The sequence below is a fragment of the Pseudomonas sp. ESBL9 genome (genome assembly GCF_036668715.1).
Taxonomy (GTDB): Bacteria; Pseudomonadota; Gammaproteobacteria; order Pseudomonadales; family Pseudomonadaceae; genus Aquipseudomonas; species Aquipseudomonas lundensis.
The window spans coordinates 260,868-277,729 of record NZ_JAZEVV010000002.1 but is presented as its reverse complement, the minus strand read 5'-3'; the positions used below and the strand labels follow the sequence as shown (position 1 = coordinate 277,729).

At 58.9% G+C, this 16,862-nt stretch carries 15 protein-coding genes and 1 pseudogene; 7 read left to right on the top strand and 9 right to left on the bottom strand.

All coding sequences use genetic code 11. From position 1 onward, the window contains the following. The 6 genes and pseudogenes from V6F78_RS07775 to V6F78_RS07750 all read right to left on the bottom strand — a co-directional run bounded on the left by V6F78_RS07775 (nt 1) and on the right by V6F78_RS07750 (nt 5,506). A complete protein-coding gene (locus tag V6F78_RS07775; protein WP_332726933.1) occupies nt 1–777 on the bottom strand; it encodes an N-acetylmuramoyl-L-alanine amidase in 777 nt (258 codons plus the stop codon). A gap of 55 nt (nt 778–832) precedes the next feature. Further along, a complete protein-coding gene (locus tag V6F78_RS07770) occupies nt 833–2,857 on the bottom strand; it encodes a diguanylate cyclase (protein WP_332726932.1) in 2,025 nt (674 codons plus the stop codon). After that, a complete protein-coding gene (locus V6F78_RS07765; protein ID WP_048375127.1) occupies nt 2,854–3,732 on the bottom strand; it encodes an endonuclease/exonuclease/phosphatase family protein in 879 nt (292 codons plus the stop codon). Before V6F78_RS07765 ends, V6F78_RS07770 begins: the two co-directional genes overlap by 4 nt. Before the next feature lie 14 nt (nt 3,733–3,746). Beyond that, complete coding sequence (locus tag V6F78_RS07760) at nt 3,747–4,388, bottom strand: thiol:disulfide interchange protein DsbA/DsbL (protein ID WP_047296314.1); 642 nt, start codon at nt 4,386–4,388, stop codon at nt 3,747–3,749. A 198-nt stretch (nt 4,389–4,586) separates the two neighbouring features. After that, nucleotides 4,587–5,207 carry a c-type cytochrome gene (locus V6F78_RS07755; RefSeq protein ID WP_047296315.1) on the bottom strand — a complete coding sequence of 207 codons (621 nt, stop codon included), beginning with the start codon at nt 5,205–5,207 and terminating at the stop codon, nt 4,587–4,589. Between the two features lie 46 nt (nt 5,208–5,253). Then, a pseudogene (locus tag V6F78_RS07750) lies at nt 5,254–5,506 on the bottom strand (c-type cytochrome). Nucleotides 5,507–5,721: 215 nt separating this feature from the next. Between V6F78_RS07750 and yihA the strand changes: the two are divergent. Continuing rightward, nucleotides 5,722–6,366 carry a ribosome biogenesis GTP-binding protein YihA/YsxC gene (gene yihA / locus V6F78_RS07745; RefSeq protein ID WP_169858407.1) on the top strand — a complete coding sequence of 215 codons (645 nt, stop codon included), beginning with the start codon at nt 5,722–5,724 and terminating at the stop codon, nt 6,364–6,366. Nucleotides 6,367–6,634: 268 nt separating this feature from the next. Here yihA and polA read toward each other — a convergent pair whose 3' ends face one another. Continuing rightward, a complete protein-coding gene (gene polA / locus V6F78_RS07740) occupies nt 6,635–9,403 on the bottom strand; it encodes a DNA polymerase I (protein ID WP_047296318.1) in 2,769 nt (922 codons plus the stop codon). A 74-nt stretch (nt 9,404–9,477) separates the two neighbouring features. On the opposite strand from polA, the gene V6F78_RS07735 reads away from it, so the two are divergent. Next, a complete protein-coding gene (locus tag V6F78_RS07735; RefSeq protein ID WP_047278657.1) occupies nt 9,478–9,768 on the top strand; it encodes a DUF2782 domain-containing protein in 291 nt (96 codons plus the stop codon). 57 nt (nt 9,769–9,825) lie between these two features. Continuing rightward, complete coding sequence (locus V6F78_RS07730) at nt 9,826–10,776, top strand: homoserine kinase (protein WP_094990160.1); 951 nt, start codon at nt 9,826–9,828, stop codon at nt 10,774–10,776. 80 nt (nt 10,777–10,856) lie between these two features. Here V6F78_RS07730 and V6F78_RS07725 read toward each other — a convergent pair whose 3' ends face one another. Next, on the bottom strand, nt 10,857–11,777 hold the full coding sequence (locus V6F78_RS07725) for a zinc ABC transporter substrate-binding protein (RefSeq protein ID WP_047279542.1): 921 nt from the start codon (nt 11,775–11,777) through the stop codon (nt 10,857–10,859). A 66-nt stretch (nt 11,778–11,843) separates the two neighbouring features. Here V6F78_RS07725 and V6F78_RS07720 point away from each other — a divergent pair, with 66 nt between their 5' ends. From V6F78_RS07720 to V6F78_RS07705, 4 genes are read left to right on the top strand one after another with little or no spacing between them, the layout of a single operon-like run. Beyond that, nucleotides 11,844–12,326: a Fur family transcriptional regulator gene (locus tag V6F78_RS07720; protein WP_047278664.1), complete on the top strand. Its 483-nt coding sequence runs from the start codon at nt 11,844–11,846 to the stop codon at nt 12,324–12,326. Further along, the gene (gene znuC, locus V6F78_RS07715) at nt 12,326–13,114 is read left to right on the top strand and encodes a zinc ABC transporter ATP-binding protein ZnuC (protein WP_047278667.1); all 789 of its coding nucleotides are present in this window, start codon (nt 12,326–12,328) and stop codon (nt 13,112–13,114) included. Before V6F78_RS07720 ends, znuC begins: the two co-directional genes overlap by 1 nt. Continuing rightward, nucleotides 13,107–13,895 (top strand): zinc ABC transporter permease subunit ZnuB, encoded by a 789-nt coding sequence (gene znuB / locus V6F78_RS07710; protein ID WP_047296324.1) that lies wholly within the window; start codon nt 13,107–13,109, stop codon nt 13,893–13,895. Before znuC ends, znuB begins: the two co-directional genes overlap by 8 nt. A gap of 37 nt (nt 13,896–13,932) precedes the next feature. Then, nucleotides 13,933–14,649 (top strand): PA5502 family lipoprotein, encoded by a 717-nt coding sequence (locus V6F78_RS07705; RefSeq protein WP_332726931.1) that lies wholly within the window; start codon nt 13,933–13,935, stop codon nt 14,647–14,649. 68 nt (nt 14,650–14,717) lie between these two features. On the opposite strand, the gene katE is transcribed toward V6F78_RS07705, so the two are convergent. Further along, nucleotides 14,718–16,856 carry a catalase HPII gene (katE, locus tag V6F78_RS07700; protein WP_332726930.1) on the bottom strand — a complete coding sequence of 713 codons (2,139 nt, stop codon included), beginning with the start codon at nt 16,854–16,856 and terminating at the stop codon, nt 14,718–14,720. Nucleotides 16,857–16,862: the final 6 nt, after the last annotated feature.

Genomic DNA, 16,862 nt, shown 5'->3' with positions numbered 1-16,862 from the left:
CTATTGAGTGGTGTTCAGCACATTTAACATAGCTGCCGTTTCCGCGTCCGGGAGGCCGTCAAAGCGAGAAGGGCGGAAACGCATCTGGAACGCGGCCAAAACGTGTCGCGTCGCGACGTCCAGTTCACCTGTTTGCGGTGTTTCATAGCCGAACAGGGCCAATTGTTGCTGAAACCAGGTGATGCTCGGCAGCTGTCGGTCATACACAGCCTGAGCGCGGGCAACCGCCTGGGCATTGGGCCAGACGCCGAAACCTGCGTCTGCCAGACGTTTCCAGGGGAACAGCGGGCCGGGGTCGAGCTTGCGCGTCGGCGCAATATCGCTGTGACCGATGATGTTCTGCGGGTCGATTTTGTAGCGCGTGGAAATGTCCTTGAGCAGGGCGATCAGGGTCTGGATCTGACCTTCGGTATACGGGTACCAGACCCGACCTTGAGGCGTGTCGCGAAAGCCCTTGTTGACGATTTCGATGCCGATGGAGCTGGAATTGAGCCAGGTGCGGCCTTTCCATTGGCTTTCGCCGGCGTGCCAGGCGCGCTGGTTTTCATCCACCAGTTTGTAGAGGGTCGGCGGGGTATCGCCAATCAGGTAATGGCTGCTCACAGGACCGTGGGTGAGCAACGCAAGCGAGCGCTCCAGCGAGGTCGATGTGTAATGCAGCACGATGAATTGCACACGGCTGTCGTAGTTGACCGAAGGATGGCTGGTGTCCATGCGCGGCCCGCTGGCACAACCGGCCAGCAGCAGGGCAGACAAAATCAGGGTGATTACTTTCATGGTTTAGGTTTTAGCGTAAGGGCAGACAGGCAACAGCATAACGTAAGGCTGGCGTTTAACCCTGTTCAATGGTGTTGCGGCCTGCCGCTTTGGCGCGGTACAGCGCTTGATCCGCGCGCTTGAGGACCTGATCGCTGCGCTCGCCGGACTTGAACGCGGCCAGGCCGATCGAAACCGTGACGGTCACAGGCTCGCCCTTAAAGTGAAACGGGCACGCCTCGATGGCAGCCCGCAGCGTGTTGGCCAGTTGCATACCCACCGCCATGCTCGTCGCGGGCATCAGCATGACGAACTCTTCCCCCCCAAAACGCGCAATAAAGTCGTTAGGGCGCAGGCGCTTGCGCAACTGAGTGGCGATGATCTTCAAGACTTTGTCGCCCGCCAGATGACCATAGCCATCGTTGATGCGTTTGAAATGATCCAGATCGAGCATGGCCACCAGCAGCATGTTGCCGTGTTGTTGCCATTGTTCGACCTCGTGGGCCAATCGCTCGCCCCACGCCGCCCGGTTGGGCAAGCCGGTTAACGGATCAATCAGGGCCTTTTGCCGCTGCTCTTCAAGGTGCTCGCGGTAGCCTTGGGCTTCCTGCTCCATATGCGCCACCCGCTCGGCCAAGCCTTGCAGGTGCGTGGCAACTTCCTGTTCGCGGGCATCGCGCTGTTGCTGATGCTGGTCCATGGTGCCCAGCAACGCCTCCAAGCGGCTTTCGAGGATGTGTTTAAGGCTGTTGAGGTCCGCGGCGTCTTGCACGCTGCTCTGCAGATCGTCGACGTGTTCGCGCAGTTGGGTGTGCATGTCATCGGCTGCGGTACGGCCTTCAGCATGGCCCGCACTCGCCGCCTGGAGATTGCCTTGAAAGGACTCCAAGCGCTCGTTGAGCTGCTTGAGGTAAGCCTCGAACTCATGTTGACCGCTGTCCGTGATGGCCAACATCAACACGGCAAGATCGTCGAGGATCGGCAGTAATTCGTACCAGTTCAGACCTTTTTCGAGACGGCTGCGCATCGCCTCGGCTTGCGGGCGATGATGCTCCGGCAACGAAAGATCGCTCAACAAGCCCAGCAGGGTCGATTCAATGTGCGAAGCGACCGAGCTATAGGACGGCTCGGGCGTGTCGGGCAGTGCGTAAACCGGGTCTTCTTCGGCACTGAGCGGTTCAAGCGCATCAGGGTCGGGGGCCAGCGATTCAGAAACGGGCGACACCCCGGCCTCGACCCGCTCAGCTTCGGCCTGGGCGAGCACCGACTCCAGCGCGCCACTCGAGCCCTCATCTGCATCGGTTTCGATAGCATCAGGCACCTCCACCGCTGCGGCCTGCGCAACAGGCTCAAGGGGTGGCAGCGACAGGATTTCGACTTCAATGGGCGAGGGTTGAAGCGCCTCGGGCGCCTGTTGCGGTACCTCCGCGACTTCCACATCGGGTTGCGGCACAGGCGCAGGCTCGACAGCCGGCGCGGGCTGCACTGCAAACGGTTCAGCACTGACGGCCACCGGGTCTGCGTTGATGGGCTGCGGGCTCGAGGTTTCGAACTCCGGCGCAGCCTTTTGCGCGTCTGCGCTGCCAAACAAACGTTGCAGCAAGCCCGGCTTCTGCGGCTCTGCATCGTTGAGTTGAGGCGCAAGCGCCTGCCCCTGCAAGGCACTTAGTTCGCCCAAAAGCAGCGGAATCTCACGCGCCTGTGTCACGCGGCTGTCGAGCTGCTTGGCAAAGGTCTTCAGGGGCTTTCGGACATCCCTGGGCAGGGGCAGCGCCTGCAACTGATTGACCAGCGTATTGAGCGCAGTACTGATCTGTTCGACACGGGTTTCACGGCGCTGCTCGGAGTCGAGCACGGCCTTTTCAAGGCGTGGCATAAGGGCTGCCAGCGCCGCGTCCATCTCGTCCGTGCGCACCGCCTCGCGCATCTCTTTCATGCACTGATCGACCGTACGGTCAGAACCTTCGGCGGCCAGCGTGCTGCGCACCAGTCCACGGCGCAGCAAGTCGAGCCGTGCGTTCCAGCGACGCTCGAGTTTTTCTTGGTGCTCGATGCTTTTAAGGTACTTCTCTTTCCAGCGCTTGGCGTCGTCGGCGGTCATGCAGGGGGCTCACTGGCGGGGGGACTCAACACGGGCAGTGAGTCGACACCCACCGAACCGGGCAAACGTATTTCAACCGCGACCGGTAAATGGTCTGAAATGGGTTGATCCAGTACCTGAACCCGCTCCAGGGTCAGGGTTGGACTGAGCAAAATATGATCAAGGCAACGCTGCGGACGCCAACTGGGGAAGGTGGCTTCCATTTGCGGGGCCAGTAAGCCTAGATCGCGCAGTGGCGAAGTATGTAACAGATCACTGGCATGGGTGTTCATGTCCCCCATCAACACTTGGTGCTGATAGCCGCCAATCAGCTCGCGTACATACGCCAGTTGCAAGGTTCGGGTCTTGGTGCCCAACGCCAGGTGCATCATGACGACGACCAGAGCGTCCGCTCCTTCACCAAACCGCACCAGAATCGCGCCACGACCCGCAGGGCCGGGCAGCGGGTGGTCTTCAATCGCGGTAGGGCGCAAACGGCTGAGCACCCCGTTGCTGTGCTGGGCCAGGCGCCCGAGATTGCGATTGAGTTGTTGATACCAGTAAGGGAATTCGCCCTGCTGGGCCAGGTACTTGACCTGATTGATGTAGCCGGAACGGTGGCTGCCGCCGTCCGCCTCTTGCAGCGCAACCAGATCGAAGTCGCTCAGCAGGTCGCCGATTCGATCCAGGTTGCCAGTGCGCCCCTTGTGCGGCAACACGTGCTGCCAACTGCGGGTCAGGTAATGACGATAACCCTGGGTGCTGTTGCCGACCTGAATATTGAAACTGAGCAGCCGCAAACGACGATCATCCGATAACCCACGGGTTACCAGAGGGTCGTCATTGACCTGCGGCTCATGCAGGCCAACGATGCGATCATTCTTCCAGCGCCGCACAGGAAAGGCGCCCCTTACTTCGCAGCCTCTGCACGCTCTTTGGCGATCAACTGATCGGCCACGTTCAAGGTTTGCTCAGGGCCACCTGAAGTACCCAGGTCAAAACGGTACTTGCCGTTGACGATCATGGTAGGCACACCGGAGATTTCATATTTTTTGGCAAGTTCTTTGGCTTTAGTGATTTGGCCCTTGATGGCGAACGAATTGAAGGTCGACAGGAACTTGTCTTTGTCTACGCCTTGAGTGGCCAGGAATTCAGCCATTTCATCAGGCTTGTCCAGGCGCTTGCCTTCTTTTTGGATGGCGTTGAACACCGCATTGTGCACTTTATGCTCAACACCCATGGCTTCAAGGGTCAGGAACATTTGCCCGTGAGCATCCCATGGGCCGCCGAACATGGCAGGAATACGCACAAAATTCACATCCGCAGGCAGCTTCTCGACCCATGGGTTAATCACTGGCTCGAACGAATAGCAATGCGGGCAGCCGTACCAGAACAACTCAACAACCTCGATCTTGCCAGGCTCAGCGACCGCAACAGGACTAGACAACTGAACGTATGTTTTACCCGCTTCGAGCGGTACATCGGCAGCGTGGGCCGACATGCCAAACAGGCTGGCACTGACGAGAGCGGCGCTGAGGATCAGATTACGCATGCTTTACTCCTGGACAAATAAGGTCGCTGTCACGTGACCTGTATTCAGACAGGCCCGCGCAGTCTTGAGTTCGGTAGTGTAACGGCAGATGCCATAAAAAAGGGCAGCCAACGCTGCCCTTTTAAACTCACACTCAAGGATTAAACGATCGTTAACATGGCCAACGACTCTCGCCTTGGCTCATCGACCGCAGAAACCTTAGTGCAGACCTTGAATGTAGCTGGCCAGGGCTTTGATGTCCTTGTTGCTCAGCTTGGCCGCGATACTGCGCATGACCATGGTGTCGCCGTCGTTTGTACGGTCGCCTTCACGGAAAGCTGTCAGTTGTTTCTCGATGTAGCCGGCATGTTGGCCACCCAGGTGCGGGAACCCGGCGGGTGCGTTGCCCTGACCGTCTGGCGAGTGGCAACCGGTGCAGGCTGGCAGGCCTTTCTCAACATCCCCACCACGGAACAATGCTTGGCCACGCTCGACCAGTTTTGCGTCAGCCGCGCCGACAGAGCCCTTCTGGCTGGAGAAATAAGCGGCAATGTCTGCAAGGTCCTGGTCACTCAGGTTGGTCAGCATGCCGGTCATTTCCAGCACCTCACGCTTGCCGTCCTTGATTTCGTGCAGCTGTTTGAGCAGGTATTTGTCACCTTGCCCAGCCAGCTTCGGGAAGTTTGGCGCCATGCTATTGCCGTCGGGACCGTGACAAGCGCCACATACAGCGGTTTTTGCCTGACCGGCAGCAGCATCGCCCACAAGAGCAGTGCCTGCGGCCTGGGCAACACCGGTGACGCCCAAGGTCAACAGCAGACTCACGAGTAATTTGTTCATCAGCTAATCCAACTACGGCTAAGGGTTAAAGAGTTATGGGCCGGGCTCACTCATTCATCACACGATGATCATTACGGTAAACCTCGACACTGCAGTCCATGCACAAACCACGCGGCGGCATCGCCTTGAAACCCTGGGTCACGTGCTGCACCAGCGTTTTCATACCCTGTTTGCCTCTAGTCTCAGGCTTTCCGACGACCGGTTTCGGGTCGGTTGGCGCGGGCCAGAACGTCAGGTCATACAAACGCGGTTGTACACGGCTTCCGGATCCTGTGTAGCCTGAGCGCTATTCGCGGCATCAAGACACCGACAGCCAGCAGTCATAAAACGACCTTTCAGGGTTGGGAGCTTGCTGCGTTCTAATGCGCAACCTAGGTCAATCGCTCCCGTGTACTTCATCCTACGCTGGGACAAAGCGCACACAAAATCTGCGGCATTATATACTGGCGTCACTGAAACGGAAACGACACTGCTCGCCGCGTCCATTCCTGACGCCGCTCACATCGGAAATCCCATGCAACTCAAGAACCCCATTCTCGGTCTGTGCCAACAGGCTAAATTCATGCTCAGCGCCGCCAAAGTCGATCAATGCCCTGACGATCAAGGCTTTGAAGTCGCTTTTGCCGGCCGTTCCAACGCCGGTAAATCCAGCGCCCTGAACACCCTGACACACGCCAGCCTGGCGCGCACCTCCAAAACCCCGGGCCGCACCCAACTGCTGAACTTCTTCCAGCTCGACGAAGAACGGCGCCTGGTCGACTTGCCGGGTTACGGCTACGCCAAAGTGCCCATCCCGTTGAAACTCCACTGGCAGCGCCACCTGGAAGCCTACCTGGGCAGTCGTGAGAGCCTCAAAGGGCTGATTTTGATGATGGATATCCGTCATCCCATGACTGACTTCGACAAGTTGATGCTCGACTGGGCGGTGCAAAGCGGCATGCCGATGCACATCTTGCTGACCAAAGCCGACAAACTGACCTTCGGCGCCGCCAAGGGCGAGTTGTTGAAAGTGCAGTCGCAAATCCGTAAAGGCTGGGGCGACGCGGTGACCATCCAAATGTTCTCGGCCCCCAAGCGCATGGGCCTGGAAGAGGCGTACACCGTGCTCGCAAACTGGATGGAACTGCCGAACAAAGGCGAAGAAAACGCGGGCGAGTAACAAATCGCAGGCAAAAAAAACCCCGGACTTCGTATGGGGAGGGGGAAGTTCGGGGTTCAAGTACTGAACCGCTAGGGCGGGGTTCAGAATTCTGCCAACACTTAACACAACATTAGGAGCATTGAAGGGCTTCACCACCCATTCAACAGATCTGAGTGGTGAAGGAGGATTTAGTTCCAGACGCCTAAAAACTCTTTGATCTAAGCAAATTCCCTTCAGAACTAATGGCAAATTGCCTGTGACGATCAGTCGCAGGCAATTCAGCGTTTTAGTGCGCCTCATCCCAGTTATTACCGACGCCCACTTCCACCACCAGTGGCACATCCAGCGTGGCGGCGTCACTCATGTGTACGCGCAGCGCTTCGCTCACCTGTTCCACCAGGTCTTCGCGCACTTCCAGCACCAATTCGTCGTGCACTTGCAGGATGACGCGCGCCTCAAGCCCCGAAGCGCTCAACCAGTTATCCACCGCCACCATGGCTTTCTTGATGATGTCAGCCGCCGTGCCCTGCATCGGTGCGTTGATCGCGGTGCGCTCGGCGCCTTTGCGCAAGGCCGGGTTCTTCGCATTGATCTCGGGCAAGTACAGGCGACGGCCGAAAATGGTCTCGACATACCCTTGCTCAGCCGCCTGCGTGCGCGTGCGCTCCATGTAGTCGAGTACGCCGGGGTAGCGTGCGAAATAACGGTCGATGTACGCCTGCGACTGCTTGCGGTCGACCCCGATTTGCTTGGCCAGACCGAAAGCGCTCATCCCGTAGATCAAACCAAAGTTGATCGCCTTGGCACTGCGTCGCTGGTCCGTGGTGACATCGCTCAGCTCAACCCCGAACACTTCCGCCGCGGTCGCACTGTGTACGTCCAGATTATTGCGGAAGGCATGCAACAAGCCTTCGTCCTTGGCCAGATGCGCCATGATCCGCAGCTCGATTTGCGAGTAGTCCGCCGCCAGCAATTTGTAGCCTGGTGGCGCGACGAATGCCTGACGAATCCGGCGACCTTCCGCCGTCCGAATCGGGATGTTCTGCAGGTTCGGATCACTGGACGACAAACGGCCTGTCGCCGTGACCGCCTGGTGGTAGGACGTGTGAATCCGCCCCGTACGCGGGTTGATCTGTTCAGGCAGGCGATCGGTGTAGGTGCTTTTCAGCTTGCTCATCGAACGGTACTGCATCAGCACTTTGGGCAGCGGGAAGTCTTGCTCAGCCAACTCGGCCAGAACGGCTTCAGCGGTTGAAGGCTGACCTTTGGCCGTCTTGCTGATAATGGGCAGGCCCAACTTTTCGTACAGGATCACGCCCAATTGCTTAGGGGAGCTGAGATTGAATTCTTCGCCCGCAATTTCAAACGCCTCACGCTCCAGCGCGACCATTTTGTCGCCCAGTTCAACGCTCTGCACACCCAACAGCTTGGCGTCCACCAAGGCACCCTGGCGCTCGATGCGCGCCAATACCGGTACAAGCGGCATCTCAATGTCGGTCAGCACGCTGTTAAGGCTCGGTATCGCCAGCAGTTTTTCATGCAGGACATTGTGCAAACGCAATGTCACATCGGCGTCTTCGGCGGCGTAAGGGCCAGCCTGTTCCAGCGAGATCTGGTCAAAGGTCAGCTGCTTGGCCCCTTTGCCGGCAATATCCTGAAAACTGGTGGTGCTGTGACCCAGATACTTGAGCGCCAGGCTGTCCATGTCGTGGCGAGTGGCCGTGGAGTCGAGCACGTAGGACTCCAGCATGGTGTCGAAAGCAATGCCTTGCACACTGATCCCACACGCCGGATCGCCGCCGATCGCGCAGTTGGCGAGGATGTTCATGTCAAATTTGGCATGTTGCCCGACCTTGGCCTTGTTCGGGTCTTCGAGCAGCGGCTTAAGGGCGCGCAGCACGGTGTCACGGTCCAGTTGCTCAGGCACGCCCATGTAGGAATGCGTCAACGGAATGTAAGCCGCTTCACCCGGCTTGACTGCAAACGACAGCCCCACCAACTGCGCTTGCTGAGCATCCAAACCGGTGGTTTCGGTATCAAACGCGATCAGTTTGGCGTCCTGTAACTTCTTCAGCCACACCTCAAAACGGGCCTGATCGAGGATGGTTTCGTACTGCACCTCGGTATCGGCGCTCTCGACAGGCGCTTCCTGGGCAATCACCTGACCCGCCCGCTTGGCTTCGCGCTCGACTTCAGCGATCCAGCTCTTGAACTCCAGCTCGGTGTACAACGCGATCAGCTTTTCGCAATCGGGCGCTTTGAGGTGCAGGTCTTCAAGGCCGATATCCAGCGGCACATCGATTTTGATCGTGGCCAATTGATACGACAAAAATGCCATTTCCCGGTGTTCTTCAAGCTTCGCGGGCAGGTTTTTGGCCCCGCGAATGGGCAGCGTCGGGACGATGTCGAGTTTTTCGTACAAGTCGACCAGACCGCCGCCCACGCCAACCAGCAAGCCAGACGCCGTCTTCGGGCCAATGCCCGGAACACCCGGAATGTTGTCGGAGGAATCACCCATCAGCGCCAGGTAGTCAATGATCTGCTCGGGCGAGACGCCAAACTTCTCTTTCACACCTTCAACGTCCAGCACACTGCCGGTCATGGTGTTGACCAAGGTGATGTGACCGTCAACCAGTTGCGCCATGTCCTTGTCGCCGGTGGAGATCACCACCGGGCGGTCTGCGGCGGCGCTGCTGCGCGCCAGGGTGCCGATCACGTCGTCCGCTTCAACGCCTTCGACACACAGCAGGGGGAAGCCCAGCGCGATCACGCTTGCATGCAAGGGCTCGATTTGCACGCGCATGTCATCGGGCATGCTCGGTCGGTTGGCCTTGTATTCGGCGTACATGTCATCGCGAAATGTCCCGCCCTTGGCATCGAAAACAACCGCGAACGGGCTGTCCGGATACTGCTTGCGCAGACTTTTCAGCATGTTCAACACGCCCTTCACGGCACCTGTCGGCAGGCCCTTGGACGTGGTCAGCGGCGGCAGCGCGTGGAAAGCGCGGTACAGATATGAAGAACCGTCCACCAGGACGAGGGGTGCTTGGCTCATGAGCAGGATCAACCTTTTCCGCGAGTCCGGCGCTAGAATGTCCGGACCAATGACGACAAAGGGACAAGGTTATCATGCGTACACTTAATCGCCTGTTGCTCACCGGCTTGATTGCAGCCATTCCGCTGGTAACCTTCGCGGCAGATGAGGCACCTTCCGCCGATCCGGAAGTCACCATTCGCACGGAAGGCGACAAAACTATCCAGGAATACCGTCAAAACGGCTTCCTGTACGCCATCAAGGTCACCCCAAAAGGGGGCAAACCGTACTTTCTGGTACGCGCTGATGGTTCAGAAGGCAATTACATCCGTTCCGACCAGCCGGATATGCTGATTCCATCGTGGAAAATTTTCGAATGGAAATAGCGTCTTAACTTTAATCGGCGCCGCACCCTCGCGGCGCCCGTACTGGCAGTTTTAACCATGTCTGTTTTCACGCAACTGGCTCGTCCCGAGCTGGAAACCTTTCTTGCACCTTATGGGCTCGGCCGTTTGCTCGACTTCCAGGGGATCGCCGCTGGTAGCGAAAACACCAATTACTTCATCAGCCTGGAGAAGGGCGAATACGTTCTGACCCTGGTTGAACGCGGTCCTGTAGACGAAATGCCGTTCTTCATTCAATTGCTGGACGTGCTGCACGACGCCGACTTGCCGGTGCCCTACGCTTTGCGCACGCTGGACGGCCAGGCCTTACGTGAACTCAAAGGCAAACCGGCGCTCCTGCAACCGCGCCTGGCGGGCAAGCACATTCGCGAAGCCAATGCTCAGCACTGCACACAAGTCGGCGAGCTGCTGGGCCATTTGCATGTGGCGACCCGCGACAAGGTGCTTGAGCGCAAGACAGACCGAGGTCTGGACTGGATGCTGGCCGAAGGCCCCGCGCTGAAAAAGGACCTGACCGCTGAAGCGGCCCGGCTGCTGCAACTCGCACTCGATGAGATCAGCGAACGCAAATCGCAGATTCTGGCGCTGCCACGGGCCAACCTGCACGGCGACCTGTTCCGCGACAACGCGATGTTCGAAGGCACGCACCTGACCGGCCTGATCGACTTCTACAATGCCTGTTCCGGGCCGATGCTGTACGACGTGGCCATTGCACTGAACGACTGGTGCGCAGACGAAGCAGGCCACCTGGACGCTCCCCGTGCCCGCGCCTTGCTGGGTGCCTACGCAGCATTGCGCCCGTTTACCGCCAGCGAAGCCGAGTTATGGCCCACCCTGCTGCGCGTCGCCTGTGTGCGTTTCTGGCTATCGCGCCTGATTGCAGCACAGACGTTCGCAGGCCAGGACGTACTGATTCACGACCCGGCCGAATTCGAACGACTGTTGGCCGTTCATCAAAACGTCAGTATTCAATTGCCGTTCGCGCTGTAACAAACACGGCCACGCCGTGCGATTGAGGGGCAGGGCTGCGATCACCGTGATAGCGCAGCCCGCCCCTCAGCGGCGCCAAGTTACAAATTTTCCAGACAACCCGCCAGGTCGTTGCCCAGTTTCTCCAGCAACTGCTCATAGCCTTGAGCCGTCGCCGGGGTGTAGCCGCCCAATGCATCCAGTTCTGCCAAGGTCACGGGCATCCCGGCCGTCAGCGTCTGCGCCAGACGCGGACGCAGCGGCGGCTCGCTGAACACACAGGTTTTGCCCACTGCCTGCAATTGCTTACGCATGGCGGCCACATGCTGAGCGCCCGGCTGGACTTCCGATGCCACGCTGAATACGCCCGCATGCTTGAGGCCGTAAGCGCTCTCGAAGTAATCGTACCCCTCGTGAAACACAAAGAACGGCTTGTCGGCCACGCCTGCCAGACGCGCCTTGAGCCGCGCATCAAGTGCGTCCAGGCGTTCGTTGAAGGCCTTCAGGTTGCGCTGATACGTCGCCGCATTGGCCGGGTCTTTCTCACTCAGGTCAGCCGCCATTTTGGCTGCGATAACCCGTGCATTCGCAGGCGCCAGCCACAGGTGAGCATCCAGCGTACCAGGGCGATGATCGTGATCGTGTTCGGCAGCATCCTCAGAGTGGGAATGGCTGTCCTCGGTAAAGTGGCGCAGCGTCAGGCCAGGCAAGGTCTGTACCGAGACCGACGGAGCCGTGCGCCCCGTCAGCACGCGCGGCAGGAACCCTTCCATGTCCGGGCCGATCCAGTACAGCAGGTCGGCCGATTGCACACGCCGTACGTCGGATGGCCGAAGCGCGAAGCTGTGCGGCGATGCGTTGGGCGGCAGCAACACGTCTGGCTTACCGACGCCGTCCTGCACCGCCGCAGCGATCAGCTGCAAAGGCTTGATGCTGGTCAGCACGTTAACGTCCGCTTGAGCAGGGCCAATCACCAACAAACTGGCGCTGAAAGCAATAAAAATCGAAAAAAGACGGGGCACGATGAGCACTCAGGGTGGTTGAAACGGGTAACATAATAACGTCTCTCTCAGAAATCGTCGCCGCCCATGCCTATTACACCGCTTGCCAGCCGCCCTCACGACCACTCCCATTGCGTTCACAGCGCCCTAAGCGAGGCCGATACCTTGTGCGCGCAAAAGGGCCTGCGCCTGACCGCATTGCGCAAGCGGGTGCTGGAGCTGGTCTGGCAGAGCCATAAACCGCTGGGCGCCTACGACATTCTGGCTGTGCTCAGCGAACAGGACGGCCGCCGCGCCGCGCCTCCGACCGTGTACCGGGCACTCGACTTTCTGCTGGAAAACGGCCTGGTGCACCGCATCTCATCTCTGAATGCCTTTGTGGGGTGCAGCCACCCCGAGCACCCGCATCAGGGGCAGTTCCTGATTTGCCGCACCTGCCACGCCGCCATTGAGCTGGAGCAAAAATCCATCAGCGACGCGATTATCAGCAGCGCACACGATGTCGGCTTTACTGTCGAAGGCCAGACGGTCGAAGTCGTCGGCTTGTGCGCAGGCTGCCGGGAGGCTTGATGAGCGCTGCATTGATTCGCCTTGAACACGTCACCGTGACCTACTCGGGGCAAAACGTGCTCGACAACATCGAGCTGAGCGTCGAGCCGGGCCAGATCGTGACGCTGATCGGGCCCAATGGCGCGGGTAAAACCACACTGGTCAAAGCCGTACTGGGCCTGATAAAGCCGACGAGCGGCAGTGTGTGGCGCAAACCCAAACTGCGCGTGGGCTACATGCCCCAAAAACTGCACGTCGATCCGACGCTTCCGTTGTCAGTGCTGCGTTTTTTGCGCCTGGTACCGGGGGTTGACCGGGCTCAGGCGCTCGAAGCCCTGAAAGAAGTGGGCGCAGAAAAGGTCATCGACAGCCCGGTGCAGAGCGTGTCCGGGGGCGAAATGCAACGCGTGCTGCTGGCCCGCGCCTTGCTGCGCAAGCCTCAACTGCTGGTGCTCGACGAACCCGTACAAGGTGTGGACGTCGCCGGTCAGTCCGAGCTGTACGCCCTGATTACCCGCCTGCGCGACCGTCATGGTTGCGGCGTGTTGATGGTGTCCCACGACCTGCACCTGGTAATGAGCACCACTGACCAGGTGGTGTGCCTGAACCGTCATGTCTGCTGCTCAGGCCACCCGGAACAGGTCAGCGGCGACCCCGCTTTCGTCGAGCTGTTCGGCAAAAACGCACAAAGCCTGGCGATTTATCACCACCATCACGACCATGCCCATGACTTGCATGGTTCGGTGGTCAACGCAGACGCCCAAAGCACACACCCCCACGTTCATGGAGAAGGCTGCAAGCATGGCTGATTTTCTGGTTTACGCCCTGCTGGCAGGCTTGGCTTTGGCGATGGTAGCAGGGCCTTTGGGCTCGTTTGTGGTGTGGCGGCGCATGGCCTATTTTGGCGATACGCTGTCCCACGCGGCCTTGTTGGGCGTAGCGCTGGGTTTCTTGCTGGACATCAGCCCGGCCATTGCCGTGACGGTCGGTTGCCTGTTGCTGGCCATCCTCTTGGTGACCTTGCAACAACGGCAACCACTGGCTTCAGACACGCTTCTGGGAATTCTCGCACCCAGCACCTTGTCCCTCGGCCTGGTCGTACTAAGCTTCATGCATGAAGTGCGAATCGACCTGATGGCCTACCTGTTCGGTGACCTGCTGGCGATCAGCCCGACCGACCTGATGTGGATCGTGGGCGGCAGCGCCGCGGTACTGGCGCTATTGGTCGCATTGTGGCGGCCGTTGCTGGCGATTACAGTGCACGAAGAGCTGGCCATGGTCGAAGGCTTGCCCGTCGCCGCATTGCGCATGACCTTGATGCTGTTGATTGCTGTCGTGATTGCCGTGGCAATGAAAATTGTCGGGGTGCTGTTGATTACATCGCTGCTGATCATCCCGGCAGCGGCGGCTCAACGCCATGCCCGTTCCCCTGAGCAAATGGCCCTCGGGGCCAGCGTTCTGGGGATGATGGCCGTGTGTGGTGGCCTTGCGCTGTCATGGTTCAAGGACACACCGGCTGGCCCTTCAATTGTGGTCTGTGCCGCTGCACTGTTTCTGCTGAGTTTTGTTCTGCCCCGTCGAGGGGTGTAGACTTGCTCGTTTTTTGCGCACTTAGAGAGCCGCAGGAATGAAGCTGTTCAATTACCGTTATGTGCTTCTGGTCGCATTTTCCGTGCTGCTGGGCGCCTGCCAAAGCACACCGTCTGCCGACCAGCTCGCGCAGCAGCAACGCGCTGCAGCCATCGCTCAGCTGGAGCAAAACCTGGCCAGCAGCGAACTGGCGACCGCCGAAGACGAACTGGCGGCCCTGCAAGCGCAAACCCCGGACGACCCCCAGTGGGTGCAGTACCAGCGCCAACTGGCCGAAGCCTACCTGCAACGCAGTCAAATCTACCTGCAAAAGGGGGATGTGAATGCGGCTGCCACGGCCCTGAGCCGCGCCCGCACCCTGATGCCCAAAGCGCCGGCGCTGACCAGCGGCGTCAACAGCGCCATTGCCCATGCACGCAAAGCCGAACTGGACAAGGCAGAAGCCGCCCTCAAAGCGGCTGAAAAACGGCCACCGGCCAAGGTCATCGACCCGGCAGCAGAGAGCACCACCGTTGCGCTGAACATCACCGATATCAAGAAACTTCGCCATCAACTGGACCTGATCGCGCAGGACATCGTCAATTATCAGTGCGCCGTGACGTTACAAGTGCCGCGCACCGCCGATTACCCATGGCTGGCGACCCTGATCACCAAACGCGTTAAAAAGCTCAAGCCCGGCTTCGACTTCAAACTTGATCGCCACATCGTGCGCCACGTCCCGGCGCAAATGGTGCTGATTCCAAGCAAGCCTTAACCGACAGGCTCCAGACGTAAAAAAACGCGCTTGCAGGCTCTGCAAGCGCGTTTTTTTTCAGGCTCACCTTATGCCGGGATTGCTTTGGCCTTCGGCTCGCGCGCCCAGACACGATGCTGGCCAATGGCAGCAAAGAACGCCTTGAAGTCCTTGGCATCCTTGAGCACCAACAGCCCCTCATCCGCCTGCAAATGCAGCACATCCAGCAACTGCTTGGCTTCGCCGTGCAGCGCAATCGCTTTCAGGTGTTTGTAGGCTTCCAGTACGTAATGCAAAGCTACGCCATCGCCGCTGAGCGCTTTGATCGATGCTGCGCCGCCCGGCACATACACCGCGTCGAAAACCACCGAGGGCATGCCTTCCATCGACGCATCCACTGGCAACGCCTTGCCATCCGCTGTTTTCACAGGCGCTGAAGTCGGCCCGAGCAGCTTGGCATGCGCGCCTTCAGCCGCCAGCGCCTGCTTAAGTGCATCAATCGCGGCACCCTCGACGCCGTTGGCAGCCAAAATCGCCACTTTGCGAGTCTTGATATTGCCTGGCAGCAGGTTGGCCTGGCTTAGCGCAGGGGACTGGCTAACCGTGGTTGCGCGAGCCTCCACCGTGCCGGCTTTAGGCGCTGGCAGACCGAGGTTTTCAGCCACACGCTTGGCCAGTTCGAGATCGATGTTGGCCAAAATCTCGTTTACCTGACGCGCGCGGATGTGTTCGCGCTCCACCTTGCCCAGCTCAAAGCTATACGCCGCAATGATGTGCTCTTGCTCGTGCTTGCTCATGCTGTGGAAAAACAGCCGTGCCTGGGAGAAGTGGTCGCTGAACGACTCACTGCGCTGGCGAATCTTGTTCGCATCAATACGCTCAGGGTAGCTTTCAAAACCGCCATCCTGTGCCGCTGGAGGGGTTTCTTTCGGCCAGCCGCCATCAATCGAGTTAGGCTCGTAAGACGCCCGACCTTTATGAATGGTGCTGCGGTGCTGTGCATCACGCTGGTTGTTATGGAACGGCGCGACCGGGCGGTTGATCGGGATCTCATGGAAGTTCGGCCCGCCCAGACGGCTGATCTGCGTATCGGTGTACGAGAACAGACGACCTTGCAGCAACGGGTCATTCGAGAAATCGATACCGGGCACGATATGACCAGGGCAGAACGCAACCTGCTCGGTCTCGGCAAAGAAGTTATCCGGGTTACGGTTGAGCACCATTTTGCCCAGAGGCGTGATCGGCACCAGCTCTTCCGGGATCAATTTGGTCGGATCGAGGATGTCGAACTCGAATTTGTGCTCGTCTTCTTCGGCAATGATTTGAACGCCCAGCTCCCACTCCGGGTAATCGCCGACTTCAATCGACTCCCACAGATCACGGCGATGGAAGTCGGTGTCTTTACCGGCCAGTTTTTGCGCTTCGTCCCACACCAGTGAGCAGGTGCCAGCACTTGGGCGCCAATGGAATTTGACGAAATTGGATTGACCTTCGGCGTTGACCAGCCGGAAGGTATGCACGCCAAAACCTTGCATGCTGCGCAGGCTTTTCGGGATGGCGCGGTCAGACATCGCCCAGATAACCATGTGCGCGGACTCGGGCACCAGTGAAACAAAATCCCAGAACGTGTCGTGGGCTGAACCGCCGGTAGGAATTTCGTTATGCGGCTCAGGTTTTACTGCGTGTACGAAGTCAGGGAATTTGATGGCGTCTTGAATGAAAAAAACCGGCATGTTGTTGCCGACCAGATCGAAGTTGCCTTCATCGGTAAAAAATTTCACGGCAAAACCGCGAACGTCGCGCACCGTATCACCCGACCCGCGAGGTCCTTGCACCGTGGAAAAACGCACAAATACCGGGGTTTTCTTGCTCGGGTCTTGCAGGAAACCCGCTTTGGTCAGGGCGGTGTGGGCTTCGTACGTCTGAAAGTAACCATGGGCGCCGGTGCCCCGGGCGTGGACGATACGTTCTGGAATGCGTTCGTGGTCAAAATGCGTGATCTTCTCGCGCATGATGAAGTCTTCAAGCAACGAAGGGCCTCGGGCGCCGGCTTTCAAGGTGTTTTGATTGTCTGAAATTTTCACCCCTTGATTGGTGCGCAACGCCTGATCGGTGGCGTCATCCCGGAAGCGTTCCAGGCTCTCCAGTTTGACGTTCGTGTTGCCACGATCCAAGGTGTCGGTTCCGGCCATCTGGCTCTTGTTCGAAGACGGTTTTTTGGTACTCATCAGACT